This window comes from Nocardioides ferulae (assembly GCF_003660455.1).
Taxonomy (GTDB): domain Bacteria; phylum Actinomycetota; class Actinomycetes; order Propionibacteriales; family Nocardioidaceae; genus Nocardioides; species Nocardioides ferulae.
In genome coordinates this window covers 1-970 of record NZ_QZVR01000060.1, presented here as the reverse complement: position 1 = coordinate 970, position 970 = coordinate 1, and the positions used below count along the sequence as shown (strand labels likewise).

At 73.7% G+C, this 970-nt stretch carries 1 pseudogene; it reads right to left on the bottom strand.

Annotation, left to right across the window (positions count from 1 at the left end):
• Window positions 1–970 (bottom strand): annotated as a pseudogene (locus D6B71_RS23000) (hypothetical protein); the annotation flags it as partial.

Below are 970 nucleotides of genomic sequence, written 5' to 3'. Positions count from 1 at the left end.
GGTCGGAGTTCGACGTGGGTGTGGCCGAGGAGCTGGCGTAGTTGGTCGACCAGCATCGCGCCGAGCTGTTCGACGACCGCGACCCCACCGGTGCCGGTGTTGGTGGTGGTGAGGGCTTCGGAGAGGGCTTCGGGGTCGAGGTGGACGTAGACGATGCCGAGGCGGCCGGGGGTGGGTTGGCGGGTCAGGGGTCGGGGTGCTGGTGGTGGGGGTGGGTCGGGGGTCCAGGCGAACCGGGAGAGGCAGGCGTTCTCGAGTGCGGCCAGGTCGGCGAGCGTCTCGAGGTCCAGCTCGGCCTCGTCAGCAGGTTCGGCGGGGTCCTCGGGGTCGAGGGACCCGGCGGGATCAGCCAGGTCGGTGCCGTGCCCGGTGTCGTGGGCGGCGTGATGCTCGGTGGGGAAGAGGTGGGGGGCGATGACGAGGAGGTCGTGGGGGCGGGCCAGCCAGCCCAGGGCGACGGCGCGGAGCTCGTCCTTGCCGACGTCCGCATCGAGTTCGGGGTGGTGGAGGGCGCGGAGCTCGTGGTCGGTGGCCAGCAGGTCGGCGACGTGGTCGATGACCGCGTCGAGCCAGGCGGCGTCGCCGGCGTCGAGGCGGGCGTAGAAACCGCGCAGTCCGTCGTCCTCGCGGCTGGACCCGACGTGGGCGAACCGGCCCCGGCGGCGCCGGGCGGCCTGGTCGGCCTCGCCGTCGGGGTCGGCGTGGATGATCGCGGCCTCGCAGATCGACAGCACCCGCGAGGGGGGTTGGCTGGCTAAAGCGGGCGCGACCGCGGCGTCGACCAGCGCGGCCTGGGCCGCGGTCAGTCGGCGGGTCAGGCCGGCGATCTTGCGGGCCAGCCACGGCTCGCAGGCCAGCTCGCGGGTGATCACCCAGCAGCGTGGGAGCCGGTGTCGCAGGTCGAGGGCGTCGGCGAGCACGGTGCGGGTGGAGTGGACGTGGACACCACGCGCGATCGAGAGCTCGAACA